The organism is Snodgrassella alvi, assembly GCF_002777425.1.
GTDB lineage: Bacteria > Pseudomonadota > Gammaproteobacteria > Burkholderiales > Neisseriaceae > Snodgrassella > Snodgrassella alvi_B.
Map to the genome: position 1 here is coordinate 103,649 of NZ_MDVC01000001.1, position 25,483 is coordinate 129,131.

Genomic DNA, 25,483 nt, shown 5'->3' on the forward strand with positions numbered 1-25,483 from the left:
TAGACATCAGGTGCGTTGACGTAAAGCTGCCTGTGCCACTTCAAAATCAGAAAAATGCTGCTTGTGGCCACCGATATCCTGATAGGTTTCATGACCTTTACCCGCAATCAGCACAATATCGCCAATTGCCGCATGATTCACAGCATAGTTAATCGCAATACTGCGGTCTGCCTCAACCAGTACCGGCGCAGCAATTGCCGGTAAGATATCGGCAATAATTGCCTGCGGATTCTCCGTACGTGGATTATCACTGGTTACCACCACATAATCTGCGCCGGCAGCCGCTGCTGCCCCCATTAATGGCCGCTTACCCGCATCACGATCGCCGCCACAGCCAAAAACACACCATAAATGTGCACCGGCGGGCTTGATTTCCTGTAAGGTAGCCAATGCCTTTTCCAGCGCATCCGGTGTATGGGCATAATCCACAACCACCAGCGGCTGTTTATCCCCCATCAGGCAATCCATACGCCCAGTAGCCGGACGAATCTGCGGCCACACAGCAAGCACATCATCAAAAGCAAAACCATTGGCACATAATACGCCAACGCAGGCAGCCAGATTCTGAGCATTGAAGCGCCCCAACAAATAGGTATGCACTACACCCTCACCCCATGGTGTGCGTAAATGTATCTGCATACCGCTGGCAGAGGCCTGAAACTGATAAATATGAATATCCGCCTCTGCATGAAAGCCATAAGTCAGTATAGTTAAATGTAAACGAGCACGACGTAAATCCTGCCACAACTCATAGCCGAATTCATCATCGATATTGACAATAGCATGTTGCAGACCGTACCAGTAAAACAGCGCAGCTTTACACGCCCCATAGTGTTGCATGCTATGATGATAATCTAGGTGGTCACGGGTCAGATTGGTAAACACCGCACTGGTAAAAGGCACGCCGACTACGCGACTTTGAGCCAGACCATGGCTGGATACCTCCATGGCCACTGCTGCCGCATTCTCTTGCACAAACCGGTGCAACCATGTCTGATTGGCAACCGCATCCATGGTCGTATTCATGCTCTCATGCAACTGCTGCCAGTAACCATTACCTACAGTGCCCATAATGGCGCATTTTTTTCCCAGAATATCAGCAGCCTGTGCCAGCCATTGTGAAACTGAGGTTTTACCATTGGTTCCGGTTACCCCCCAGATGGGCAGCTTCCTACCCGGATAGTCATAGCAGGCAGCAGCCACCAGTCCGGCACGCTGACGTAAATCTACTACCGCTTCATTCGCTACCGCCCAGTCTGCCTGCCATCTGAACTGACCATCATCATCCCAGAATACAAATGCTGCCCCATTATCGATAGCGGCCTGAATAAAATCCCGGCCATCAGTATATTCACCCTGACAGGCTACAAATACATCGCCCGGCTGTACCTGTCTGCTGTCGACCCGCAAGGTACGACCCGCAACCAGTGCACGCGTTTGAGCACTTAAACGATATTCAGGCAAAGGATTCTTCAGGGAAAACATAATACAGCCGTTTCACACATTTTCATCAGATACAAACAGACAGACAATCTGTGCAAGCACAGATTGTCTAAAGATTAATGCCTTTCAGTATGCAAACCAGTCTTCACCGGTCTTGTAGGCGAAACACCCAGTACATTCAGCGTACCCGCCATGACATCATGGAATACCGGACCAGAAACCGGGCCACCATAATAACCATTAGTAGTAGGATTCTGGATATTGACGGCCACAATAACACGCGGATTATCCGCTGGTGCAAAACCAATAAAGGTGGCCATATGCTTGGAGTCAGAATAATGCCCGTTTACCAGCATTCGTGCCGTACCGGTTTTAGCGGCAACATCATATCCTTCAATTGCCCCCTGCAAACCAGTACCACCAGGCTGAGTCACAGCAATCATCATATGACGTACTTCCCGTGCTGTTTTTGGCTGGATAACCTGTTCACCCTGCGGCGCCCTGTCCAGCTTGAGAAAACTGACCGGCAATAACTTTCCATCATTGGTAAAAATAGTATATGCCCTTGCCAGCTGTAGTAGGCTCATCTGAATACCATAACCGAAAGACATAGTAGCCTGCTCAATCGGGCGCCAGTTGTGCCAGTCACGTACCACTCCCGGCGTTTCCCCCGGAAAGCCGGAATGCATCCGGTGACCAAAACCGATAGAAGTATACAGGTTGTACATTTCTTCCGGAGTAAACATGGCAGAAATTTTACTTGTGCCAACATTAGATGACTTCTGAATGATGCCGCGCACATCCAGATAAGGATAATTATGCGTATCCCGCACTGTAGCCGGCCCGATTTTATATGGCAAAGTATTAAAACCGCTGCTCGGCCTGATTTTACCGCTATCCAACCCCTTGGCAATAGTAAACGGCTTCATTGCACTACCCGGTTCAATCATATCGGTAACAGCACGGTTGCGGCGTGCATCACTTTCAACAGATGCCGGATTATTGGGGTCATAACCCGGCGAATTGACCAATGCAAGAATTTCACCCGTTTTACCATCCAGTACCACCACAGAACCAGCCGAAGCAGTATGAAACTGCATCGCTTTATTCAAAGATTCATAAGCAATGGACTGAATACGCTGATCTATAGACAGCACCATATTGGCACCATTCTTCGGTGGCTGGTTGCGGGGCGAGTCCAGACTGTCAACAATATTACCTTTATTGTCGCGCAGTACAACCTTGGCTCCGTCAACTCCATGCAGAATACTTTCGCGTGACAGCTCCAGACCTTCCTGTCCCTTACCATCAATATTGGTAAAACCAATAATATGAGAAAAAATCCGCCCCATCGGGTAATGGCGTTTACTTTCATGCTGAAAGGCCAGACCTTTAATATTCAGTGCGGCCACTTTTTCTGCAATCTCTGGCGGCAATTGGCGTTTCAGATAAATAAAGTCTTTATTACGACTGAGACGGCTTTTAATCGTTGCTACCGGTACATCAATCAGCTCAGACAACTGTTGCAGCTGAGCCTCAGCAGGCATCTGTTCCATGGCCGAAGGTACTGCATATAAAGAATCTGCCGGCGCGCTGATCGCCAGTGCCGCACCATTACGGTCAGAGATTGTGCCCCGAGTGGCAATCAGTGGCAGAGTACGGACAAAGCGCTGATCACCCTGCTCTTTCAAAAATTCATGTTTTTCAGTCTGTAGATAAATACCACGTCCGATTAGCATGGCAAATGCCACAGCCAGAGTGCCCAGCACCAACACTATCCGTCCGTTGGTTGTTACAGGTTTGACCTGTTTCACCTCACGGGGCAGCATGCGCGGCTTATAATCGTTTTTAATTAACATAGTAGCTTGTTCCACTGCCGGATATCGCTGCCTGAAAGCAACATTCCATTATTCTCTGCTCATTCATATCATCATTTAACTGGTCGGGGTACGGCCAGCATCTGCGTTTCGGCCAGTGATGGCGAATGCAGACTCTGCCGGGCTGAAGCATCCTGAATCAACTGATGATTGGATAACCGTGCCTGCGCCAGCTTTAAACGACTGAAATCTTCATTCAGAAGACTTTCCCCTTTTTGCGCCTTATCCAATGCGATAAAAAACTGGCGCGAACGATTCTGTACTGTTACCACAGCAAATGCTGAAGCCAGTACCAACAAAAGCAAAATAACGTTGATTTTATTCATAATAAACCAACCATAAATCTTTATCTAACAACTGCGTTCTGCCACACGCAACACCGCTGAACGGGCTCGCGGATTGGCTTCAATTTCGGCAGAAGTGGGCTTTTGTGCCTTGCCTATCAGACGCAGGGGCGGCTGCTCACGCTCTGTTTCCTTAACCACAGCCCAGCGCGGTAAAGGCGCCGGACGACTGTGCTGCTGCATAAAACGTTTAACAATACGGTCTTCAAGTGAATGAAACGAAATCACCGCCAACCGGCCACCAGTAACCAGACAATTCATCACCTGAGGAAGCACCCCTGTTATTTCTTCCAGTTCACGGTTAATAAAGATGCGAATGGCCTGGAAGGTACGCGTGGCCGGATCCTGCCCGCGCTCACGAGTACGGACGACTTGTGCCACGAGGCGCGCCAGCTGGCCGGTTGTGGCAATCGGCATTTCTTCTCGCTGTGCCACAATTGCCCGTGCAATCTGGCGACTAAACCGCTCTTCACCATAATTTCTAATCACCTCATGTATAGCCTGCTCTTCAGCTACCGCTAACCATTGAGCTGCCGACTGTCCGCGTGTGGTATCCATACGCATATCCAGTGGCGCATCAAAGCGAAAACTGAAACCGCGGCCAGCTTCGTCAATCTGGGGGGACGAAATACCCAGATCAAACAGCGCACCATTTATCTGCCTGATACCCAATTGCTCCAGTGAGCGTGTCAGTGCAGAAAAACCTTCATGCACTACCTGCACCCGCCCGTCCTGCTGTGCCAGCTGCTGCGCCACAGCTATCGCCTGCGGGTCTTTGTCAAAAACAACCAGCCGGCCATCATGTCCCAGCTGCGACAAAATCAGACGTGAATGACCACCACGACCAAAAGTTCCGTCAACATACACACCAGCAGGCTGTACCTGTAAACCGGCAACTGCCTCATTTAAAAGAACGGTCACATGACCGCCATTACTCATCTGTTCACTCATAATTGCAGTTGAGTCTTACCCAGTTCTGCTGCCAGCATGTCTTCATCCATATCCAGTGCGGCATTATTCTGTTCTTCCCACAGTGCCCTACCCCATACCTCGATGCGATTGGCACGACCCACCACATAAACCTCACGTTCAAAATTCACCAAACGGCGCAAGTGCGCCGGCAACAATACCCTGCCGGCACTATCCAGCTCCATGGTATCAGCGTTATGCAACAGTAAATTCTGATATGCCTGCAATACCCTGTTACCTGCCACAGGCAGCTGTAACAGCTGCGCTTCCACACTGCGCCATGATGACTCGGGATACAGTAATAAATGCGTGCGCTTTTCCAGTGTAGCTACCAGTACCGGAGTGAAATGACGCGCCAGCAAATCACGAAATTTGGCTGGGATGGCCAATCGCCCTTTACTGTCTATACTCAACTCGTACGCGCCGCCAAACATGACTCAGCTCCAGTTCACCGTAACGGGATTATCCCCCACTTTGCCACACCTTTACACACTTATTCACACTATAAGGCAAATTTGCACGCAGGGTCAATGTAATCCAGGCAAACTTTACCTGCGCAGAAAAGCAGCTGAGAGCATAAAAAAATAACTATTTCAATACATTAATTTACAATTCATGCAAACCGGCTTATTTGTACCATTTGAGATACTTTATCCGAACAGACACAAGCGAAAATCAATGTTTATAATGACTTCTCCTTTACAATTTTCACCATCTACCCCATGGATAATTTACCCAGCCCTGAACAAGCCGCTCTGGCCAGTTCACAGACATTGACTGCACTCATTCAGCAGAAAATCCAGCAACAGGATAACTGGCTATCTTTCGCCGACTACATGCAGATGGCACTTTATACCCCTGGTTATGGTTATTACACCGGAGGCGCGCAAAAATTTGGCAGAGATGGTGACTTTATCACCGCACCAGGACTAACGCCGCTGTTCGGACAAACATTAGCACAGCAGTTAAATGCACTATTACCGCAAACTGCAGGTAACATTTACGAATTTGGTGCCGGTACCGGCCAACTGGCCGCATCTATCCTGCCTGCATTGCACAGCAGCCAGCTTCAGTACTACTACATTATCGAACTGTCGGCAGAACTGGCACAGCGCCAGCGCGAATACATCCATACCCATGCCCCTGCTCAGGCAAACAAAGTTATCCACTTAACCCAGTTACCGGCACAATTTGATGGCATACTGCTAGGCAACGAAGTTCTGGATGCCATGCCCGTACCGATTTATCAGCGTCAGGGAAATCTGGTAACAGAAATGGGCGTCAGCTGGCTGGACGGCCGATTAAACTGGCAATCCCGACCCATTAGCAATCCGGCTGCACAACAGCAAGTACTGGAGACCTTCCCAGTAACAGCAGAGCCCTATCAATCCGAACTGCATCCACAGCAATATGCCTTCGTCGCCACACTGGCGCAAAAACTGCAACGCGGAGCCATGATCTGGATTGATTATGGCTTTGATGCAGCACAGTATTATCATCCGCAGCGCCTGCAGGGTACTTTAATCGGGCATTACTGTCATCACACCATTCATGACCCCTTTTATTATCCCGGCCTGACTGACCTAACCGCCCATGTCAACTTCACCCGCATTGCCGACGCCGGGATCGATAATCATCTGGACTTGATTGGCTACACCAATCAGGCAACATTTCTGCTCAATCTGGGTATAACCGAATTACTGGCACAAACCGGTAAGCCCGAGGATACAACCTACGTTCAGGCAGCCTCAGCCTGCCATACCCTGCTGAACGCGCATGAAATGGGCGAATTATTTAAAGTTATCGCATTTGGCAAAGATATTGATGTTGACTGGCAAGGATTTATGCATGGGGATTTGTGTCATAAACTATAGAAAGATTAATTACAAATAAATTCTACTTGCAAGTATATAAAAAACAATTATTTTTATAATATGCAATATAGTATAAACCCTTATTATCTACTAACTACAATCAATTCTAACAGCAGGAGTATATAGAAAAGAATGGCTTATGATCTAACCAAAAGACTAGTAATAGGATTGGCTTCAAGTGCATTATTTGATTTAGAAGAATCAGATCAGATTTTCAGAACCAAGGGAGAACAGAGTTATCGAAATCACCAGAGGACATATGAAAATGAACCACTCAAAAAAGGAGTTGCATTCCCTTTTATAAAGAGACTTTTGTCATTAAATTCATTAAATAATGAAAATGGACCTCTTGTAGAAGTAATATTATTATCAAGGAATGATCCAGATACTGGCTTGAGAGTGATGAACTCAATAGAGCATTACAATTTAAATATTACCAGAGCTGTTTTTTTGCAGGGAAAGTCACCTTTGCCTTACATACCCGCTTTCGATATTGAGTTATTTCTATCAGCTAACAAAGTTGATGTGCGTCAAGCGACAGTAGCTGGTTATCCTGCTGGTATGGTAATGAAAGGAAATATAAAAGACGATATTAACGACCATGAGCTAAGAATCGCATTTGATTTTGATGGTGTAATCATTGATGATGAGGCTGAAGCAATCTACCAGCGAAACAGAGATTTAAAAAGTTTTCATGAAAATGAAAACTTAAAACGAAATATTCTCCATAATCCAGGGCCGTTAAATAAATTTATTCGCAGACTAGCGCATATTCAGAAAATCGAGCATTTAGAACTCTCTCAAAATTCTAAATATCGACCAATTCTTAAAACAGCGCTCGTCACAGCAAGAAACGCACCGTCGCATACAAGAGCTATTAACACTTTAAGAGAACTAGGAATAGAAATTAATGAAGCTTTTTTTCTTGGTGGAGTAGAAAAAAATAAAGTATTAGAAATTATGCGGCCCCACATTTTTTTCGATGACCAGATGATTCATTTAGAAAAAGTAGCACAAATACTTCCATCGGTACACATTCCATTTGGCGTGACTAATCCTTAAAATATGTTGATAATTAAATAAATTTTCGAGATTACTTATACATAAAAAGGAAAAAAACCATGTCATTACTATTATCACCCATCACTATTGGCAACCTGTCACTGAAAAACCGCGTGGTTATGTCTCCGATGTGCATGTATGAAGTAAAGAAGGAAGATGGCATTGTTACGCCGTTTCATTTCGCTCATTATGGCGCACGAGCCATTGCCAATGTCGGCCTGATTATCATCGAAGCGACTGCCGTACAGCCAGACGGGCGCATTACCAAACATGATTTAGGCTTGTGGAACGATAAGCAGACAGAAAAATTTAGCCAGCTGGTAGATTCATTACATTATCTGGGCAGTAAAGTTGGTGTACAACTGGCACATGCCGGACGTAAGGCCGTAGACGCACAACCAGTAGCACCCAGTGCTATTGCGTTCAACGCCAGTTTAAGAACGCCACAAGCACTCAGTGTGGATGAAATCAAGCAGATCCGGGCAGATTTCGTGGCTGCAAGCAAACGTGCCCAACAGGCTGGCGTGGATGTTATTGAAATTCACGGTGCACATGGATATCTAATCAGTGAATTTTTGTCACCACTGAGTAATCAGCGCAACGATGAGTATGGCGGTTCGTTAGCCAATCGATATCGTCTACTGCACGAAATTGCCACCGATATCCGCGCACAGTTTTCCGGCTCATTATGGGTACGTCTGTCTTTATCCGATTACGACCAAAGCGGTAAGCAAAACAGCATTGCCGACTGGCAGCAAGTGTGTCAGTGGCTTGAACGTGATGGTATTGATGTTATTGATGTATCAACCGGTGGTGTTATGGATTATGCCCCCGATTTACCGCTACATGGCGGCTATCAGACACCGTTTGCTACTGCCATAAAACAGGCAGTTAACATTCCGGTTACTACAGTAGGCTTACTGGATAGTCCGGACCTAGCTGAATACATTCTGCAAACCAAGCAGGCAGACCTAATTTTGGAAGGGCGGGTATTATTACGCAACATCAATTGGTTAGCTGATGCTGCCAAGCAGTTGCATGACCATGATTATCAGCCTTTCAATAATTCTTACCAGCGCGGACAACTGAAATAAAATTATCTTTTCAGCAAAACAGACAGGCCAGACTGAAAACAGTTTGGCCTATTTGTATAGCACCAAATACGCTCAACTACGCCACATCCGTTGCCACGTGCACCGATTCTGGCTGTAAACAGGCCAGATACTGCGGCTGCATCTGTACCAGAAAACCACGTTTGCCGCCATTAATATAAATCAGTGGCAAAGCATAAATACTTTCTTCTACATATACCGGCAGTCCAGCCTTATTGCCAAACGGGCTGGTACCACCCACCAGATAACCCGTCCATTTATTGGCCTGCTGCGGGCTGGCTGGTTCTATATGCCTCATGCCCAGCTCCCGTGCCAGCTGGCGCGTGGAAATATGCCGGTCACCATGCATCAGCACAATCAAGCCCTGCTTGTGTTCATTCTGCAGCACAATGGTTTTAATCACTGCATGCTCATCCACACCCAACGCTAATGCCGATTGTGCCGTTCCGCCATGCTCAACGTAAGCATATTCCTGTGGTTCAAATGGTATCTGATGGGCACGCAAAAAACGGATAGCAGGTGTTACCGGAAATTTACTTTTACTCATCACTTCACCTCATTAATGCAGGCAAGGACAACTGTGCTAACATCATTGTTTTACTACCCTCAAGAGCCTGTACATGAGTATCGAATTTTACCAGAGCGGTAACCGCCTTGCAGAAGCCACCATTGCCAACGGCCTGATATTTCTCGCCGGACAGGTACCCACTAATGAAGATGCCGACATCACTGCACAAACTGCTAATATTCTGGCACAGATAGATACTATTCTTGCGGCTTGTGGCAGTGACAAACAGCATATTTGCGAAGCAGTTATATATCTGAGTGATATGCAGGAATATGCAGGCATGAATCAGGCCTGGGACAACTGGGTTACGCCAGGCAAAGCACCAGCAAGAGCCTGTGTTCAGGCTGCATTGGCCAATCCGAAATGGAAAGTGGAAATCAAACTGACCGCAGTACAGAAATAATCTGGTTAAAACAATAAACCCGCCATAACAGCGGGTTTATTGTTTGAATGGAATACGATTTAGCTACGGTAATCAGCATTAATCGCCACATACTCTTTGGATAAATCACAGGTATAAATCTTCGCCTGTGCCTCGGCACGTGCCAGATCAATTGTCACCGTTATTTCATCCTGTGCCATTACCTGCTGGCCCGCCTCTTCCGTATAGCTGCCGGCCCGTCCACCTTTTTCTGCCACCAGAACATCACCCAGATATACTTTAATTGCCGCTACATCAAGATCAGCAATTCCTGCATAGCCAATGGCACACAAAATACGCCCCAGATTCGGATCACTGGCATAAAAAGCGGTTTTTACCAACGGTGAATGGGCAACTGCATAACCTACTTGCCGTGCCTCAGCCTCTGTCAGCGCATTGCGTACATCAATAGTAATAAACTTGGTAGCACCCTCACCATCACGCACGATAGCCTGCGCCAGCTCCAGTGCCAAATCAGCCAGCACTGTTTTCACCGCGGCATAATCTTTGCTGGTCACAGAATCTATCCGCCCTAATTGAGACTTACCTGTAGCCACCACCACAAAACTGTCATTGGTAGACGTATCCCCATCCACACTAATCGCATTAAACGATGTGGCCGCTACCTCAGCTACCATCTGCTGCAACAGCGGCTGAGCAATGGCTACATCAGTAAACACAAATCCGAGCATGGTAGCCATGTTCGGATGAATCATGCCTGAACCCTTGGCAATTCCGGTAAAGTGTACTTTATGCCCATCAATATATACGGTACGGCTAGCCATTTTGGGCACAGTATCGGTAGTCATGATTGCGGCCGCAGCCCGCGGCCAGTGCACAACCTTAACCTTGGGCAAGGCTGCCACAATCTTATCTACTGGCAAGGGTTCAAGAATCACACCTGTAGAAAATGGCAGCACTTCCGAGGCACGACAGCCAATCTGTTGTGCCACCTTTTCACAAATAAATTCTGCATCTGCCAGCCCCTGCCGGCCAGTACCGGCATTGGCATTACCGGTATTAATGACCAGTGCACGTACCCCTGCATCCGTTGCCAGATGCTGTTTGGCAATCTGCACCGGCGCGGCACAAAAACGGTTTTGTGTGAATACAGCCCCAATACTGTTTAGGCTATTGAGCACCACCAAAGTTAAATCATCATGCTCTGGTTTTCTGATTCCGGCCTGACCAACGAAAACCTGCACACCATCAATAGCCAAAACCTGCTCATCACTTGGTACAGACAAATTAACCGCCATAACTATCCTCCCTTATATTGAATGCATCAGCTTATTTTTTTACACAACCAAATAAATTTTCATCACGATTCTTCTGGCTGAAACTTGCGTTTGGTCAGCACACGCCAAATAAACATTACATAACCAGACAGACTATAGAGCAGGAAAAAGGCAAACAGCACCACCGATGGTTCCCATGTCACCACCAGCAGAACGATAACAGCCAGAATCATCACAAAAAAAGGAACTTTGCGGTAAACATTGATTTCCTTAAATGACCAGAAAGGTATCTGCACCACCATAGATAAACCACCAAACAGGGTAATAATCAGGCAAAGCCAGTTTAAATGGGGTAAACCCTGAAATGTATGGCTCACCCAGATTAAACCAATCACAAGAGCAGCGGCTGTCGGGCTGGGAATACCAATAAACCATTTCTTGCTTACCTTACCAATCAGGGTATTGAAGAGTGCCAGCCGCAAAGCCGCACAGGCGCAGTAGATAAAGGCCACTGAATAGCCAATCTTACCGAAATGAAATAACTGCCATTTATACGCAATCAGCGCTGGTGCTACGCCGAAACTCACCATATCCGCCAGACTGTCCAACTGCTCACCAAACGCACTCTGGCTATTGGTCATACGCGCAACCCGCCCATCCATGCCGTCCAGCAGCATGGAAATAAACACGGCAATCGCTGCAATTTCATAATGGCCATGCATAGACTGGGTAATCGCATAAAAAGCAGCAAAAAGCGCGGCCAGCGTAAACGCATTCGGTAGCAAATAAATACTGTTGTCACGTAGGCGCCGACGCCGGCTTGGACGATTTGGGCGATTATGTTTAATCACATCAGTTTGTTCTTGTGTCATCTTTAGTCAAATCCTCAACAGGCAGTATCAATCATCGTCCTGTTCATCATGCATCACATGCTTCATGTTAGCCAATTCAATCATGGCCGTACGCAAATCAGCCAGACCGCTACCATTCTGTACTGAAATATAAACAGCCTGTGGACGGCCGCTTATATCACACACGATACCTTGCGGCCGCTGCGCAGCAGCCAATTTGTCAATTTTATTATAAATAATCAATTGTGGTATGTTTGCTGCATCAATTTCTTTCAGCACCGCATTCACATCATCAATTTGCCGTTCAAACTCCGGATGAGTAACATCCACCACATGCAATAGCACATCAGCCAGAGCTGTTTCCTCCAGCGTAGCAGCAAAAGCAGCCACCAGACTATGCGGCAAATCACGTACAAAGCCTACAGTATCCGACAACAATACACTGGTCTGGTCATTCAGGTACAGGCGACGCACCGTATTATCCAGCGTAGCAAATAGCTGGTCTTCTGCCAGTACCTGTGCTTTGGTCAGACGGTTAAACAAGCTGGATTTTCCCACATTGGTATAGCCCACCAGTGCAAAAGCAGGCAGCATACCCTGATTACGGCTTTTACGCTGTGTTGCCCGCTGCCGCCGTACCTGCTGCAACTGCTGGCGTAAACGGGTGATTTTCTGCCTGATAAGGCGGCGATCGGTTTCCAGCCGTGTCTCTCCCGGCCCGCGTAATCCTATCCCGCCCCGCTGGCTTTGCAAATGTCCATAACCACGCACCAGCCGGCTGGACAAATGCACTAACTGCGCCAGTTCTACCTGCAAACGTCCTTCCTGACTGTGCGCACGCCGGGCAAAAATAGCCAGAATCAAACCAACCCGATCCAATACCCGGCATTGTAGCCGCCGTTCCAGATTGCGCTCCTGCGTTGGCGTCAGCGCATGATTGAATACCACCAGATCAATCTCAGCCTCAGCTACCTGCTGTGCCAGCTCCTCTGCCTTGCCCTTACCCACAAACAATGCACTATCCGGCTGCTGACGTTTACATGGCACCACTTCCACCAGCTCAGCCCCACTGGCACGCACCAGTTCCTGAGCCTCAGCCAGTGCCGACTGAAACAGGGTTGTACGGCGTTCAGCTGCAACCGGGAAATCCTTATCCAGCAGGACACCTACCAGCAACACCCGTTCTGGTACCTGTCGGGCTGATAAACTGGCTTTAGCAAATTCACTCATAAGCTATCTAATTGAATAACAACAGGCTGCCTGATCCTGAAAAGGAACAAACAGCCTGTATAACGATAAATAATATCTATTCCTGTGACAGAACATGCTGTGCCGCTACCGCTGCCCGGTCAGTGGCCTCTTTCACCATATCGGCCTCTTCTGTAGTGTTGTCCACAGAACTCGCACTATTTTCTGGCGCAGAACCGGCAGCCGGTGCATGTAATGGCAAAGTAGCCAGTACCGTACTACTGGCACTTACCTTATCACCAATTGCGACCAGCGGTGTAGCGTCTTCCGGCAGATAAACATCCACACGCGAACCAAACCGGATAAAACCATAACGGTCACCGCGATGCAATAAATCGTGTGCATTGACATAACACAGGATACGTCGTGCCACCAGACCGGCTACCTGTACAAAAGTCACCGGCCGGCCAGTTTTTGTTACGGCCAGTACCGCATTGCGCTCATTTTGCACACTGGCCTTATCCAGCGCAGCATTCAGGAAACTGCCCTTAAAATAATCTACCCGTTCCACCTTGCCATCAATCGGGCTGCGATTGGAGTGAACATTAAACACATTCATAAACACACTGATTTTCAGCGCATTAACACCACGATACGGATCAGTGGTTTTTTCCACCACCACAATACGCCCGTCTGCCGGACTCAGCACATCTTCCGGAGCAACAGGAATATCACGCGCCGGGTCACGAAAAAACTGCACCACAAATGCCGTCAGTACCCATAACGGCAGCGACCACCATCCGCACCAGATAACAGTTAATATGCTCAGCACCAGACTACCGATAATAAACGGCCAGCCTTCCTTTGCAATCAAAGGATAAGGATACATACGTGACACAAGACTACTCCTTTACAGATGAGATACTGCGGACAGACCGCCAGCAAAAGCAATGACAAAATTATAACCTGAAATCCGCCTTTTCAAGCTAAAGCACTGCATATAACTATAAGCAGATTTCACAATACGAACAATATTAAAACGAATACATACAATAATTTCAGGCTGCGTATGCAGCAAAAATCATTTAAACAGAAAAACAGCCAGCATTACCAGCGCAATCACCGCCAGCCAGAAATTCTGTTGGCGCTGCGTACGTAGCAAATGTACATAAGCATCACGCCATTCCAGCTGCCGTCTTTCATCTAGCAGAGCATTCAGCTTGCGCGGTAGCACTGGTAGCATTTGCGCCCAGTCCGGCGCTTCCTGCCGTACCGTTTTCCACAAAGCCTTCAGACCAATCTGGTTATGCATCCAGCGAGTTAAAAACGGTTTGGCCGTGGCCCATAAATCCAGATTAGGATCAAGCTGCCGTCCCAGCCCCTCAATATTTAATAATGTCTTCTGTAACAACACCAGTTGTGGCTGAATTTCCACATTAAAACGGCGGCTGGTTTCAAATAAGCGCATCAGCACCATACCAAAAGAAATCTCAGCCAGCGGCTTGTTAAAAATCGGTTCACATACTGCGCGTACAGCAGCTTCCAGCTCCTCTATCCTTGTATCTGCCGGTACCCAGCCAGACTCAACATGCGCCATTGCCACCCGATGATAATCACGATTAAAAAAAGCCAGAAAATTAATCGCCAGATAACGTTTATCGTAATCAGTCAACGTACCGACAATACCAAAATCCAGCGCAATATAGCGGCCGTCATTCGCCACCATAATATTGCCCGGATGCATATCGGCATGGAAAAATCCATTATCAAATACCTGAGTAAAGAAAATCTCTACCCCATAGCGAGCCAGCTGGTGTAAATCAATATTTTTCTCACGCAGCCTGTCCAGACTGGCAACAGGAATACCATCCATCCACTCAATTGTCAGCACCCGGCGTGCACAAAAATCATAATAAACCGCCGGAATAATCAGCATCGAACTATTACTAAACTGACGCCCGAGCAGGCTGGCATTGGCCGCCTCTCTCATCAAATCCAGCTCATCATGCAGATAATTCTTGAATTCTGCCACTACCTCTCGAGGCTTCAGCCGCTTACCACCAGCAAACAGCCATTCCACCCAGCGCGCACCCACGGCCATCAGCGCCAAATCCTGATCAATCACCGGAGCAATATTCGGGCGCAAAACCTTCACTGCCACCTTCTGGCCAACACCACCATCTGTATTAAACAGATAAGCCTCATGTACCTGCGCAATAGAAGCACTGGCTACCGGTTGCGGATTAAACCGGGCATAAATCGCCTCCAGCGGTTTACCCAGCTCACTTTCAATAACCTTAATTGCCACATCGCTGTCAAATGGTGGTACCCGGTCTTGCAACAGAGCCAGCTCATGAGCATAATCTGCTGGTATCAAATCCGGCCGAGTAGATAATACCTGCCCAAATTTAATAAAAATCGGCCCCAGACTTTCCAGCGCCAGACGCAAGCGTACTGCGGCCGTTAACTCCCGGTATTTGCGGCCACGAGGTAGCAGGCGTACAAGTCTTTGCAACCATAATGACCCTATATGCGCCTGCACCAAATCCAGCAGACCATATACATAGACCGTCTGGATAATCACCCAAATTCGTTTAGGCCAACACCACATGTACGCAGCTCCGGTTTATCCGAATAAAGCGGTTATTGTACGGGATTTTATCCTCCTTTACCGAGCAATAGCCGCGCGCACTGATATCATACTGTTTTAGCATTCTTTTCCGTTAACTGTACTGCACCAGCCACATCGCCCGGCACAAACACATAAGCACGCCCAAAACCGGTTACCAGACGCGCTTTTTCCAGTTGCAGGCGAAACAGCATAAAATCCGGCAGCCCACTCAGCACATCTACCGTATTACCCAGTTTGGCTTTCATTGCCTGCAAAGCCGCAATACCATCAGTAGTGTCTTTTTCGATAGTCGTTACCGATACTGTATAATTCAGTCGCGTACGAGCAAATATATTGCGAGCAGAAGCTTCGTCTTCAATCAGCATCACATTCGCCTGCTGCTGCCGCTGCAAATTCTGTGTATGTAACGACAACCCAGACAACAAAACATACAGACAGCCATCATACTCAGCAAATGGCGCATAGCTCGCCAACGGCACCCCATCCTGCCCTACCGTAGCCAGAACCAGAGAATTTAACTGTTGTAACCGTGTTACGGCTGTCTGAAGTTCAGCTATATCATGTTGTTCGCTCATAGATCCATTCCTAAATCAGATTAACTATATCAAAAATTAATGATAATAATTTTCATCTGAAAACTCAAATACCATTCACAGTCTGTACTACCAGCCATAGCCAGCAAAAATATCGCGCCCAACAATACAGATAAAAAATGATTGTTAATCAACAATAGACTCAAATATCTGATCTGAATCAACACAATCTGCATCTGTCGGCCCATATTGCAGCGACAATAAAAAATATTAAACGTCGACAACCTCAAAAATTAGGTAAAATCACCAGCCAGCCACCAGCAACACTTTAAAATAAATTCAACCCATCAGCAGCGGTACAACCTCATGCGCAATCAGTATAATCCAGCAGCCAATCAGCTCCAAACACGCTCCGGGCAATTTAAACAGAGATTGCTCAAACTGGTATTATTCTGTGGTTTCCTGATTCTGTTTATCTATCTGCTGGCCAGTCTGGATAGCAGAACAGCCAGCAATCACAAGCCGTGGCATGCAGATTTCACAATTGCCACATTCGAACCAGACGGCTCCTTTCTGGCTCTACCCTATTCTTATGTCCAGCAGCATCCACTAGCCAAAACCACTTTTCTGGCTAAAAACCCAGAAGGCAGCAAACAGAAGAATGACAACGACACCTTTAGCTACAAAGTTGTGCAGCAAACAGCACAACAGCAACTGATACAAACCAGCCTGCGCACATCCCGCAGCATTACCATTGCCACATATCAGGCAACAGCCAGCACTGTGACACCTATCAAATCCACAGCCTATGCCGTAGACCAGATATCCATGGCAGCGGTACTGGCCTTAATCAGCGTATTAGCTCTGCAATTTTTATACCGGTTTCTGCGCCGCCGTCGTCCTTATCATCAGCAAACAAACTAAGTTCTTCCTTTCCCATATTGCCTAGCTTATTCTCAAACACAAAAAAGCCACCTGCAACAGGTGGCCAAACAATATCAACACTTAATTTATTCAGGCTGAATCAACCCGTTCGCAGTCGGTACCTCTGCTACAGCCGGTTGTACATCCTGCTGTTGTGCCAGTAATTTATGTCGTGCATCCAGATAACGCTGAATAGTCTGCATCAGCTCCTGCGTTCCCTGATGCGCCAGTGCGCTGATTTCAAATACTCGTGGCGTTGTCAGGTCAAATTCAAACTCATCATCTGGCTGCGGATAATCCCAGCCGATATCGTCAAGAAACTGAGCCACACGGGCAGCACGCTCATCCTCAGCCAGCATATCAATTTTATTCAATACCAGCCAGCGCGGTTTATCATGTAACGCCTCATCAAAGCGGCGCAACTCCTCAATAATCGCCAGAGCCTCAGCTGCCGGATTCACACCTTCATCAAAAGGTGCTAAATCCACCACATGCAGCAGCAGCCCCGTACGCGACAAATGTTTCAGAAAACGGTGCCCCAAACCGGCACCTTCGGCCGCACCTTCAATCAGTCCGGGAATATCAGCCATTACAAAACTGTGATTATCATCACTACGTACTACCCCCAGATTAGGATGCAAAGTAGTAAATGGATAATCAGCCACCTTGGGTCGTGCTGCTGAAACCGCACTAATCAGCGTAGATTTACCGGCATTCGGCATACCCAGCAAGCCCACATCAGCCAGCACCTTCAATTCCAGCAGCAAACAGCGTGACTCACCCTCCTCACCCGGGGTAGCCTGCTTCGGTGCACGATTAACCGATGATTTGAAGTGAATATTACCCAAACCACCCTTACCACCTTTAGCCAGACACACCCGTTGACCATGATGCGTTAAATCGGCTACTACCTGCTCCGTATCAACATCACGAATCAGCGTGCCCACCGGCATCCTCAGCTCAATATCATCAGCGCCACGTCCATACCGGTCAGAACCATGGCCTTTTTCACCATTTTTGGCCTGATAGCGTTTAACAAAACGATATTCCACCAAAGTATTGATGTTTTCATCCGCTACCGCCCAGACACTGCCGCCTCTGCCACCATCACCGCCATCCGGGCCGCCCTTAGGCACAAATTTTTCGCGGCGGAAGCTGGCCGCACCATTGCCGCCGCGGCCGGCAACTACCTCGATTTTTGCTTCATCAATAAACTTCATATCATTCTCAGTCTGCAATATTTAGCCCGGACAGACAAAAAGCGTACTGCCCATGTGAAAGCGTCATAGCGTGATTATAGCCAAACTACAGCACAATAGTGCTGACTATTCACCACAACCGACTTTACAACAAAAAAGCCCTGCCAGACAGGCAGGGCTTAGCATCAGTAAAAACTTACTCGTCTGCGCCAGTATATGGGCGCACACTTACTGTTTTACGGTTCAACGCGCCTTTTACGGCAAATTCTACATAACCATCCACTTTAGCGAATAAAGTGTGGTCTTTACCCATACCTACATTTTCACCAGCGTGAAAACGAGTACCGCGTTGACGAACAATAATTGAACCAGCCGGAATCAATTCATTACCAAAGGCTTTAACGCCCAAACGTTTGGCTTCTGAATCACGACCGTTGCGGGAGCTACCGCCTGCTTTTTTGTGTGCCATTCTGTTATTCCTTCACTCAATTAGGCAATCGCCACGATTTCAATCTGGGTAAAATTCTGGCGGTGACCCTGACGTTTCTGGTAGTGTTTACGACGACGCATTTTGAAAATACGTACTTTATCGTGACGGCCATGTGCAACCACTTTAGCGGTTACTTTCGCGCCTTCAACAAAAGGCGTACCCACCTTCACCGCTTCACCGTCAGCAATCATCAAAACTTCATTCAGTTCGATCTGGCTGTCGAGTTCTGCTGGTATCTGTTCTACTTTTAATTTTTCGCCAACGGCAACTTTATACTGTTTACCGCCGGTTTTTACGACCGCGTACATACTCAACTCCAATAGGAATTCAATTAAAAAAACAAAAACTAAATTTCCGCATAAAAACGGAATTGCCGATTATAACAATCACCGAATTTACTGTCAAAACAGTAAATAAAATATCTTGCTGAATTCATAGAATTTAGAATAATACTCATATAATAATACTCATATATAGTTGCAGTATGTATGCATCCACCAGCTCACAGCCAGCACCACATTTATCAGTCAATTCTCTGGCTAACAGCTAATTAAAATTCGACAATCAAACACAAAGCAATTACTTCATCAATAACAATCAACGCTACAGACTACATCTTCTGAATACAGCTTTTCCGTTTGCAACAATAGCTAAACTTCCTGCTTTGTTTCAGGCAATGACCATAACCCCTTCTTGCCTGATTCATCGAATACCGAAAAACCAGCCCCACATCACAGATAAATCGTCATATTAATCAACAATTAATATAAATATGAAAAATTTAATTCACCTAAAAACACAACAAATACACACAAAAACCACAAAAAATTTCTTTCCGAACACAACAATCCGCAAAAAGCCATTTAATGCCAGAAAAAATCAATAAAAACCTACTTCATTATTAATTACAGCATATTCAAGCAACAAAATAGCAAATAAATCTTTCAAAATAAATAATTATACACACCAAATCTATTCAGCATTTACCTATAAACCAATACTAACTATAGCTTAGTGCTTTAATTAACATTCATTAGCGAATGTAAAATAATGTCGATAGCAGGCAAGCTGAAAACCAACTAAATACAAGGCTAAAATAAATTTCTAATCTACTTTCATAACAATCGAACGACATAAATATTAAAACCACAAGCATAAAAAAGGCCAATTAAATAATATTTAATATCCATCTGGGTTAAATCTTATATCCAGAACTTTTGTCCTTTACACAACCTATTGAAAAAAATTTTTCTTTATTCGTGCTAACATAAATTTTCCTTAATCAATAAATTTAGGAAATAAAATGAAAAAATTAGCCGTACTTTTTACTTCTTTGCTTTTAGCCCTTCCTGCCAGCAGCTTTGCCGGTAATCCCAGTAAAGGCATAACTCACCCTATTGGTGATGTTAGTTCAACTATTGCGAAACCGGGTGAAATCACTACTCCCTGGTTATTGATTGAGTCAAAACCCATTCTGCATATTCTGTACATTTGTACTTGGCAGCGTAGTACCATTAGCATTAATGGCATCACCAAAACCGAGAAACAGACACATCTAGGCCTTGGTAGCTGTATACACACCATGCCCAAAAACTAAGCAACTATCAAATACCAATCTCAAACTCCTTATTCGTAAGGAGTTTTTTATTACCCGCAACATTTCAGACTTGCTGTACCCTATTCGCAAACTCTGGCCTGATTATCTGGTACCGATTACTCACAGCAGCACACTTTTATTACCAAAAACTATTTATATAGATACACATACAAAACTATCCAAGACAGCTATTACTCATATCTCAACATCACAACTACAAACATATATAGCCATTCTGGTAATGAACATATCCGCACAGATATATCTGCCTGCTACAAGCGCACAGCAACATTTTTACCCTACCTACCCCACCTGCCAATACATCAATCTTTATATATCGGCAGGCAAAAGCAGCCATTAATCGCATACAGAAAGATAATCACACTGAATACAATCTTGACTCATTTCGTACCACATATCCTCACAGCAATATAGAAGCCATTGCCCAAATCACAGCAAGCAGCACTATATCCGTCGCAATACTGGAAAAAATTGTTATTTATAACCATAGATTCGCATTAAACCCAAATACACTATTCAAACGCTTTAGCCCATTAGCAAAATATATTCACCGTCTGTGTCTGGCAAAATCAGCTCCCCAGCACCCTGACCCCCACACACTTCACCAAAGCAGGCAACATACTCATACATAAAAACTGCAAATTAATCAATCAGTTGACTAGAATGCCGCTATAAACATAAAAGCCTGCTGCGAATTCAGTCCCCAGCACCGTTATTGCTGCCACAGGTTCCAGAACACATCGGTATTAACCCAATCTAACTTTTCTCTTTCCTAAATTGATTTCAAGTATAATAATAGGCAAAAGCGCTCAGCAGTTACGAGCACTCATTGATTAAATCACATCACCAGTACCAGTTGCAGAAACGCTAAACACATGCTTGAAAACCTGCCTTATTTCCAAAAACACCTGCCTGAAGACTTAAACCGAGTTGATGCGGTAATCAACCGTGCTGTCGAATCTGAGGTTGTCCTGATTTCTCAAATTGGCCAGTATATTATCAGCGCCGGCGGCAAGCGCCTGCGTCCGATAATCACCATTCTTGCCGGCAAGGCACTGGGCTACAATGAGGATCCACTGTTTTCACTGGCAGCCATGGTGGAATTCATCCACACCTCCACCCTGTTGCACGATGATGTAGTAGATGAAAGCGACCTGCGCCGCGGCCGCGAAACCGCCAACAACCTGTTTGGCAATGCCGCAGCCGTGCTGGTAGGTGATTTCCTCTATACCCGCGCCTTTCAGCTAATGGTAGGTTCCGGCAGCCTGCGTATTCTGGAAGTAATGGCCGAAGCCACCAATATCATCGCTGAAGGTGAAGTGATGCAACTGATGAATATTGGCAATATCGACGTAACCGAAGAACAGTATCTACAGGTAATCAAATACAAAACCGCCAAATTATTTCAGGCCGCAGCACAAGTGGGTGCCATACTGGCCAAGGCTACCGAAAAACAGGAATTGGCACTGAAAAACTACGGTACCTATCTGGGCACAGCATTCCAGATTATCGATGATATACTGGATTACGCCGGCGATGTAGACACCATTGGTAAAAATGTTGGCGATGATCTGGCCGAAGGCAAACCTACTCTGCCGCTGATTTACCTGCTCAATCAGGGCAGCCCTGCTGCCGCTGCCGATGTGCGCCATGCACTGGAGCATGCCGACCGCAGCTACTTCGATAAGATCCACGACCACGTTATCCACTCAGATGCACTGGCCTACTGCACCGCACAGGCCAAAAAAGCGGTAGACGCGGCTGTTAACTGCCTGAATGATTTACCGGATAATGATACCACTCAGGCCATGCGTGATTTAGCATTGGCATCTTTAGCCCGAATCTCTTAAAATAGCGGGCTATGGCTGACTCCAGCCATAGCCCTGTTTTCAAAGTCTCGCCGTAGTTCAACGGATAGAACACATGCCTCCTAAGCGTGTGATACAGGTTCGATTCCTGTCGGCGGGACCATTTCACCAGACTCGGTTACTAAACGTGGAATAATCAGTTTTCTTCCTGATAATAAATCTTATAAAACTTACGCCCATCACCATCTCTACCCTTTTCAATCATATCTTTGCCACCGTGAATATAGATATGAAAATTTTTATCCAGCTTCACTACACTCTTAAAATACCTCTCCTGTTTTTTTACTGCTTTCGGAGAAATATCAAAGTTGTTAACCAGTTCTAATTGATTTTCCTGTGCATAATTCTGACTAAAATCTTGATATTTTCTGATTAAATCATCTTTGGCAAATACCTGCTGCTCAAATTCCTGTAAATCAAACTGTTCATTATTTTTAAAATAATCCACAGAACGATTAAGTAAACCTATTTTTTCCGACTTACTGGCTTCATCATCAGCATCCATGGTTTGAGCTATAAAGTGCTTAGCCGTTTCCATAATATGTGTTGTCTGATGATATTCATTATTAATTGGTTTAATACTCAGAAAATCATCTGTCCAGTACTTAGCTTCCGCACGTCTGTTTGTATTATCCACAACAGCAACCAGATAGCCTTGCTCCCTATGCTGATTGAAAATCAAACAACCTTTATCCAGCTTCTGAATACTTAAGCCTTCAATATCGGCCAAATCATAGCCGGTTTGTTTATCTTCAATTTTCAGAATTCTTTGCTTATTTTCTGATTTAAAGATACCAATACAATCCACTTTTTCATCATCAACTGTACAATCAGCAAGATAAAATACCCCTAATTCCCCAGCCTTGATTTGCGGGTGGTTACTTTTATCATACAGATAGCATCCAATATTTTTTGATTGATCAATAAAGTTATCAATTTTTTTGTTAGCAAACATATTGCTAACATAAGTATAAATCGGATTAAGCTCTAAAGAATGTGAAAAATAAAACTTATATAAATCGTCAAATTTAAAATTAGAAGTTATCAAATTATTAAGTGTTTCTTTTACATTTTCATAATTGGTCAATTCATCATATAACCTTACACCATCACCATTACTTTTATTACCAATACCATGCATAATTAAATGACTTATAAATCCTAATTCTATTTTATTCATAATAAACTATTCTTTTAGTAAATTTTTTGGAACGAGAGCATTATCACCAATAAATTCATCTACAAGATGAAAATTCTCCATTTTATGATTTTCCCAATTATGCGACTCTGCATGCTCCAATAAAATTAATTGAAAAGTTTCATCTTTGTCTTTATTTAAGGTATTAAAAAATTCATTTAATAAAAAGAATACATCAAGTAATTTAGCCCTATCATCTTCTCTTTCAAAATATGGTTTGCTAGGTTGATCTATGAATAAGATTTGCGGAACAAAAACACTTTTTTTATCCAGCAAATATTTGTGAAGCCCTAAAAAGAAACATAAGTGCAGAATCATAAAATTTGATTGGCTCCCAGTCAATATTGGATTCGACGATGATACATCTGATAAAGAAAAGAGATTCAAAGACATTGTTTCTAAGTTGAATTCTACTCTACAATTCTTAAAATCAGATATCTTATCAAATTTTTCAAAATAATATTGAATGCAATCATTTAATAGATTAATATTTTCAAATCTAGCATTTTCGGTTCTGTCACATAATTGTAATAAAGCTTCTTTTTTTTCTTCTAATATTTTATATTTCTCGTTTAGCTTATTAATATTAATTTTGGCATTAAATGATGATAATATATTATTTAATGCATTACTTATCTCACCAATTCGTATATATTCCTCAGCCATATAAGGTAAATTATTAATTGATTGTTGCAATGAGTTAATTTCAATTTCTACATTTTTTAATTCTTGTATTAATTTTTTTTCTTCGCCTTGAACATCAATCGGAGGATTTATCTTTTTAGCTAAACTTTGTTTTATGTCTTTTAATGAATCAGATAAATTGGCTAAAAATAATTTTGATTGGTATGAATCAATAAGTTGAGAATTTAAATTTTGACTTAAATAATCAATTGGTTTCAAACTATCAGCTACCTTATTAATATTATTCTTATACTTTGTGTATTCCTGATTGAAATTTCTAATTTCATTTAACTCAAGTTGTATTTGTCTCTTTTTAAACCTTAGTTTATCTAATTGTTTAAACTTTTCAGAACTGATAGCCGAATCTTTTTTATCTTGTACGATCCTTTCTATTAGAGCTATCGAATCACTAGTACTTATGAAGTTTATATCGTAGCTCAAAAAGTTATAGAATTTACACTTTTCAAATAATTCTTTGATTTCTGTAGTTAATTTTAATTCATTTTTAGTATATAGGTTTTTATCTTTTTTTAAATCAGATAGTTCTTTCTCAATTTTATATAGCTGGTTATACGCTTCAATGGTTTTTAAATCATGTATTCCCATAGCTAAATCAAAAATTCTAGTTAGCTTGTCAATATTTCCAAGGTTTGAATAAAAAATATTATCTAAATAAATATTAGGTATACCAATTATAGTGTCTGTTAAAGCACAAAAAATCAAAAAATCTCTATAGTCAAATTGATATTCTTTTTTTAAGGATTTATTTAAAGAGTTGGTAACAAAAAAGGATTTAATACTATTATCAAAACCAAATTTCTCATTTAATTCCTCCTTTAATTCATTAATACTATTTATATTATTTTCAGGTATTAAAGGGAAGCCACCATAAGCAAAATAAATATTTGATGAAATTCTTTTGTCACTAGGAGATTGACGTACAATAGATATTTCGCGCCCATTAATACTAAAACGTAAGCCGAACCATGATGCCACTTTACTTATTGAAGTTGCAATATTAAAATTTTCAGACAATAAACAATAATCTATGATAGACCAAATAGTAGTTTTCCCAGTATTTGCTAATCCTGTTATAACATTAATTTTATTTGGCAAAAAATTTAAACTCTTAGAGTTTATAGTTTCATCATTAAACCAAATCTTTATTTCATGTATAATAAACTTCATAGCTCAATCTTCAGAATTTTATATAAAAAAAGTTGTTTGACGAGTTTGTATTAAATCTAAAAATTTTGGAATCGCTTTTTGTATTTGATTAAATCTTTGACCTAAATCTGCATCTTTAAAATTCCACAATCCTTTATTTATTATATAATTTTCAATGATATTAATTTCATTAGCATTTTGAAATATAGTAATAAAATTAATA

General features: G+C 43.9%; 25 protein-coding genes and 1 tRNA gene. 8 read left to right on the plus strand and 18 right to left on the minus strand.

Annotated features, from left to right (window positions below; all coding sequences use genetic code 11):
- Positions 1–6: 6 nt before the first annotated feature.
- The 5 genes from BGI33_RS00555 to mraZ form a co-directional block, all read right to left on the minus strand.
- Positions 7–1,485, minus strand: coding sequence for a UDP-N-acetylmuramoyl-L-alanyl-D-glutamate--2,6-diaminopimelate ligase (locus tag BGI33_RS00555; RefSeq protein WP_100089438.1), 1,479 nt, complete (start codon positions 1,483–1,485; stop codon positions 7–9).
- A gap of 74 nt (positions 1,486–1,559) precedes the next feature.
- On the minus strand, positions 1,560–3,302 hold the full coding sequence (locus BGI33_RS00560; RefSeq protein ID WP_100089439.1) for a peptidoglycan D,D-transpeptidase FtsI family protein: 1,743 nt from the start codon (positions 3,300–3,302) through the stop codon (positions 1,560–1,562).
- A 71-nt stretch (positions 3,303–3,373) separates the two neighbouring features.
- On the minus strand, positions 3,374–3,646 hold the full coding sequence (ftsL, locus tag BGI33_RS00565; protein ID WP_100089440.1) for a cell division protein FtsL: 273 nt from the start codon (positions 3,644–3,646) through the stop codon (positions 3,374–3,376).
- Between the two features lie 24 nt (positions 3,647–3,670).
- On the minus strand, positions 3,671–4,603 hold the full coding sequence (gene rsmH, locus BGI33_RS00570; protein WP_373885071.1) for a 16S rRNA (cytosine(1402)-N(4))-methyltransferase RsmH: 933 nt from the start codon (positions 4,601–4,603) through the stop codon (positions 3,671–3,673).
- An 8-nt stretch (positions 4,604–4,611) separates the two neighbouring features.
- Positions 4,612–5,067: a division/cell wall cluster transcriptional repressor MraZ gene (gene mraZ, locus BGI33_RS00575; RefSeq protein WP_037404983.1), complete on the minus strand. Its 456-nt coding sequence runs from the start codon at positions 5,065–5,067 to the stop codon at positions 4,612–4,614.
- A gap of 288 nt (positions 5,068–5,355) precedes the next feature.
- Between mraZ and BGI33_RS00580 the strand changes: the two genes are divergently transcribed.
- The 3 genes from BGI33_RS00580 (at position 5,356) to BGI33_RS00590 (ending at position 8,663) form a co-directional block, all read left to right on the plus strand.
- Positions 5,356–6,507: a class I SAM-dependent methyltransferase gene (locus tag BGI33_RS00580; RefSeq protein ID WP_100089442.1), complete on the plus strand. Its 1,152-nt coding sequence runs from the start codon at positions 5,356–5,358 to the stop codon at positions 6,505–6,507.
- 132 nt (positions 6,508–6,639) lie between these two features.
- On the plus strand, positions 6,640–7,569 hold the full coding sequence (locus BGI33_RS00585) for a 5'-nucleotidase (protein WP_100089443.1): 930 nt from the start codon (positions 6,640–6,642) through the stop codon (positions 7,567–7,569).
- A 59-nt stretch (positions 7,570–7,628) separates the two neighbouring features.
- Complete coding sequence (locus BGI33_RS00590; protein WP_100089444.1) at positions 7,629–8,663, plus strand: NADH:flavin oxidoreductase/NADH oxidase; 1,035 nt, start codon at positions 7,629–7,631, stop codon at positions 8,661–8,663.
- 76 nt (positions 8,664–8,739) lie between these two features.
- On the opposite strand, the gene BGI33_RS00595 is transcribed toward BGI33_RS00590, so the two are convergent.
- Positions 8,740–9,228: an aminoacyl-tRNA deacylase gene (locus BGI33_RS00595; RefSeq protein ID WP_100089445.1), complete on the minus strand. Its 489-nt coding sequence runs from the start codon at positions 9,226–9,228 to the stop codon at positions 8,740–8,742.
- 73 nt (positions 9,229–9,301) lie between these two features.
- On the opposite strand from BGI33_RS00595, the gene BGI33_RS00600 reads away from it, so the two are divergent.
- Entirely contained in the window at positions 9,302–9,652 is a 351-nt protein-coding gene (locus tag BGI33_RS00600) for a RidA family protein (RefSeq protein WP_100089446.1), read from the plus strand.
- A 59-nt stretch (positions 9,653–9,711) separates the two neighbouring features.
- Here BGI33_RS00600 and argJ read toward each other — a convergent pair whose 3' ends face one another.
- The 6 genes from argJ to BGI33_RS00630 all read right to left on the minus strand — a co-directional run bounded on the left by argJ (position 9,712) and on the right by BGI33_RS00630 (position 16,154).
- Entirely contained in the window at positions 9,712–10,929 is a 1,218-nt protein-coding gene (argJ, locus tag BGI33_RS00605; protein ID WP_100089447.1) for a bifunctional glutamate N-acetyltransferase/amino-acid acetyltransferase ArgJ, read from the minus strand.
- A 62-nt stretch (positions 10,930–10,991) separates the two neighbouring features.
- Positions 10,992–11,780 (minus strand): CDP-diacylglycerol--serine O-phosphatidyltransferase, encoded by a 789-nt coding sequence (gene pssA, locus BGI33_RS00610; RefSeq protein WP_100089448.1) that lies wholly within the window; start codon positions 11,778–11,780, stop codon positions 10,992–10,994.
- A gap of 27 nt (positions 11,781–11,807) precedes the next feature.
- Positions 11,808–12,989, minus strand: a complete 1,182-nt coding sequence (gene hflX, locus BGI33_RS00615) for a GTPase HflX (protein ID WP_100089449.1) — start codon at positions 12,987–12,989, stop codon at positions 11,808–11,810.
- 76 nt (positions 12,990–13,065) lie between these two features.
- Positions 13,066–13,845, minus strand: a complete 780-nt coding sequence (locus BGI33_RS00620; protein ID WP_100089450.1) for a phosphatidylserine decarboxylase — start codon at positions 13,843–13,845, stop codon at positions 13,066–13,068.
- A gap of 183 nt (positions 13,846–14,028) precedes the next feature.
- Positions 14,029–15,558, minus strand: coding sequence for a ubiquinone biosynthesis regulatory protein kinase UbiB (gene ubiB / locus BGI33_RS00625; protein ID WP_100089451.1), 1,530 nt, complete (start codon positions 15,556–15,558; stop codon positions 14,029–14,031).
- A gap of 86 nt (positions 15,559–15,644) precedes the next feature.
- Positions 15,645–16,154: a HugZ family pyridoxamine 5'-phosphate oxidase gene (locus tag BGI33_RS00630; protein WP_100089452.1), complete on the minus strand. Its 510-nt coding sequence runs from the start codon at positions 16,152–16,154 to the stop codon at positions 15,645–15,647.
- A gap of 324 nt (positions 16,155–16,478) precedes the next feature.
- Here BGI33_RS00630 and BGI33_RS00635 point away from each other — a divergent pair, with 324 nt between their 5' ends.
- Positions 16,479–17,036 (plus strand): hypothetical protein, encoded by a 558-nt coding sequence (locus BGI33_RS00635; protein ID WP_100089453.1) that lies wholly within the window; start codon positions 16,479–16,481, stop codon positions 17,034–17,036.
- Positions 17,037–17,122: 86 nt separating this feature from the next.
- Here the strand turns inward: BGI33_RS00635 and obgE are convergent, their stop codons facing one another.
- The 3 genes from obgE to rplU form a co-directional block, all read right to left on the minus strand.
- The gene (obgE, locus tag BGI33_RS00640; protein ID WP_100089454.1) at positions 17,123–18,256 is read right to left on the minus strand and encodes a GTPase ObgE; all 1,134 of its coding nucleotides are present in this window, start codon (positions 18,254–18,256) and stop codon (positions 17,123–17,125) included.
- 175 nt (positions 18,257–18,431) lie between these two features.
- Positions 18,432–18,704 (minus strand): 50S ribosomal protein L27, encoded by a 273-nt coding sequence (gene rpmA, locus BGI33_RS00645; RefSeq protein WP_025331257.1) that lies wholly within the window; start codon positions 18,702–18,704, stop codon positions 18,432–18,434.
- Positions 18,705–18,724: 20 nt separating this feature from the next.
- A complete protein-coding gene (rplU, locus tag BGI33_RS00650) occupies positions 18,725–19,033 on the minus strand; it encodes a 50S ribosomal protein L21 (RefSeq protein ID WP_100089455.1) in 309 nt (102 codons plus the stop codon).
- 995 nt (positions 19,034–20,028) lie between these two features.
- On the opposite strand from rplU, the gene BGI33_RS00655 reads away from it, so the two are divergent.
- The 3 genes from BGI33_RS00655 (at position 20,029) to BGI33_RS00665 (ending at position 22,314) form a co-directional block, all read left to right on the plus strand.
- Positions 20,029–20,322 (plus strand): hypothetical protein, encoded by a 294-nt coding sequence (locus tag BGI33_RS00655; protein WP_100089456.1) that lies wholly within the window; start codon positions 20,029–20,031, stop codon positions 20,320–20,322.
- Positions 20,323–21,218: 896 nt separating this feature from the next.
- Positions 21,219–22,193 carry a polyprenyl synthetase family protein gene (locus BGI33_RS00660; RefSeq protein WP_100089457.1) on the plus strand — a complete coding sequence of 325 codons (975 nt, stop codon included), beginning with the start codon at positions 21,219–21,221 and terminating at the stop codon, positions 22,191–22,193.
- A gap of 46 nt (positions 22,194–22,239) precedes the next feature.
- Positions 22,240–22,314, plus strand: a tRNA-Arg gene (locus BGI33_RS00665).
- A gap of 33 nt (positions 22,315–22,347) precedes the next feature.
- Here the strand turns inward: BGI33_RS00665 and BGI33_RS00670 are convergent.
- The 3 genes from BGI33_RS00670 to BGI33_RS13330 all read right to left on the minus strand — a co-directional run.
- The gene (locus tag BGI33_RS00670) at positions 22,348–23,391 is read right to left on the minus strand and encodes a nucleoid-associated protein (protein ID WP_100089458.1); all 1,044 of its coding nucleotides are present in this window, start codon (positions 23,389–23,391) and stop codon (positions 22,348–22,350) included.
- 6 nt (positions 23,392–23,397) lie between these two features.
- The gene (locus BGI33_RS00675) at positions 23,398–25,281 is read right to left on the minus strand and encodes a DUF3732 domain-containing protein (protein WP_100089459.1); all 1,884 of its coding nucleotides are present in this window, start codon (positions 25,279–25,281) and stop codon (positions 23,398–23,400) included.
- 18 nt (positions 25,282–25,299) lie between these two features.
- Positions 25,300–25,483, minus strand: a 184-nt coding sequence (locus tag BGI33_RS13330) for a hypothetical protein (RefSeq protein WP_218965088.1), incomplete at its 5' end; no start/stop codon positions are given.

Bases quoted from the DNA above. Each gene is read 5' to 3' on its own strand.
- BGI33_RS00555 (WP_100089438.1), bottom strand. From the start codon at position 1,485: ATGTTTTCCCTGAAGAATCCTTTGCCTGAATATCGTTTAAGTGCTCAA.
- BGI33_RS00560 (WP_100089439.1), bottom strand. From the start codon at position 3,302: ATGTTAATTAAAAACGATTATAAGCCGCGCATGCTGCCCCGTGAGGTG.
- ftsL (WP_100089440.1), bottom strand. From the start codon at position 3,646: ATGAATAAAATCAACGTTATTTTGCTTTTGTTGGTACTGGCTTCAGCA.
- rsmH (WP_373885071.1), bottom strand. From the start codon at position 4,603: ATGAGTAATGGCGGTCATGTGACCGTTCTTTTAAATGAGGCAGTTGCC.
- mraZ (WP_037404983.1), bottom strand. From the start codon at position 5,067: ATGTTTGGCGGCGCGTACGAGTTGAGTATAGACAGTAAAGGGCGATTG.
- BGI33_RS00580 (WP_100089442.1), top strand. From the start codon at position 5,356: ATGGATAATTTACCCAGCCCTGAACAAGCCGCTCTGGCCAGTTCACAG.
- BGI33_RS00585 (WP_100089443.1), top strand. From the start codon at position 6,640: ATGGCTTATGATCTAACCAAAAGACTAGTAATAGGATTGGCTTCAAGT.
- BGI33_RS00590 (WP_100089444.1), top strand. From the start codon at position 7,629: ATGTCATTACTATTATCACCCATCACTATTGGCAACCTGTCACTGAAA.
- BGI33_RS00595 (WP_100089445.1), bottom strand. From the start codon at position 9,228: ATGAGTAAAAGTAAATTTCCGGTAACACCTGCTATCCGTTTTTTGCGT.
- BGI33_RS00600 (WP_100089446.1), top strand. From the start codon at position 9,302: ATGAGTATCGAATTTTACCAGAGCGGTAACCGCCTTGCAGAAGCCACC.
- argJ (WP_100089447.1), bottom strand. From the start codon at position 10,929: ATGGCGGTTAATTTGTCTGTACCAAGTGATGAGCAGGTTTTGGCTATT.
- pssA (WP_100089448.1), bottom strand. From the start codon at position 11,780: ATGACACAAGAACAAACTGATGTGATTAAACATAATCGCCCAAATCGT.
- hflX (WP_100089449.1), bottom strand. From the start codon at position 12,989: ATGAGTGAATTTGCTAAAGCCAGTTTATCAGCCCGACAGGTACCAGAA.
- ubiB (WP_100089451.1), bottom strand. From the start codon at position 15,558: ATGTGGTGTTGGCCTAAACGAATTTGGGTGATTATCCAGACGGTCTAT.
- BGI33_RS00630 (WP_100089452.1), bottom strand. From the start codon at position 16,154: ATGAGCGAACAACATGATATAGCTGAACTTCAGACAGCCGTAACACGG.
- BGI33_RS00635 (WP_100089453.1), top strand. From the start codon at position 16,479: ATGCGCAATCAGTATAATCCAGCAGCCAATCAGCTCCAAACACGCTCC.
- obgE (WP_100089454.1), bottom strand. From the start codon at position 18,256: ATGAAGTTTATTGATGAAGCAAAAATCGAGGTAGTTGCCGGCCGCGGC.
- rpmA (WP_025331257.1), bottom strand. From the start codon at position 18,704: ATGGCACACAAAAAAGCAGGCGGTAGCTCCCGCAACGGTCGTGATTCA.
- rplU (WP_100089455.1), bottom strand. From the start codon at position 19,033: ATGTACGCGGTCGTAAAAACCGGCGGTAAACAGTATAAAGTTGCCGTT.
- BGI33_RS00655 (WP_100089456.1), top strand. From the start codon at position 20,029: ATGAAAAAATTAGCCGTACTTTTTACTTCTTTGCTTTTAGCCCTTCCT.
- BGI33_RS00660 (WP_100089457.1), top strand. From the start codon at position 21,219: ATGCTTGAAAACCTGCCTTATTTCCAAAAACACCTGCCTGAAGACTTA.
- BGI33_RS00670 (WP_100089458.1), bottom strand. From the start codon at position 23,391: ATGAATAAAATAGAATTAGGATTTATAAGTCATTTAATTATGCATGGT.
- BGI33_RS00675 (WP_100089459.1), bottom strand. From the start codon at position 25,281: ATGAAGTTTATTATACATGAAATAAAGATTTGGTTTAATGATGAAACT.